The following is a 274-nucleotide window of genomic DNA, read 5'->3' on the forward strand; positions in this document are numbered from 1 at the left end:
GCCTGTTGCAGGAACGCTGCGATCTTCTTCATCTGATGGACGCCGGTCGGAAAGACCTGGCCCTGTTCATAAAGAACGGATCGCAGCGCATTGATCTGTTCAGTGCGCTGGCGCACCAGACGGTCGCGTGAACGGAACACAACGCCCCGGGCGATTTGCGCGTTGCTTTTGGGTTCCACAAACCGCATCTCCGGGCGCTGCGCCGCAATCACAATCGCCTCAGCATCAGCCGCATCATTCTTCTGCCGTTTGACGAATGGCTTCACGTATTGTG

Annotated in this window: 1 protein-coding gene; it reads right to left on the reverse strand. The window is 57.7% G+C overall.

What is annotated here, in order from left to right; genetic code table 11:
* Positions 1–274: IS110 family transposase (locus ACFWW2_RS01585; protein WP_393925614.1), on the reverse strand; the 274-nt coding region annotated here is incomplete at both ends.

This window comes from Yoonia sp. R2-816, from assembly GCF_046762905.1.
Lineage (GTDB): Bacteria > Pseudomonadota > Alphaproteobacteria > Rhodobacterales > Rhodobacteraceae > Yoonia.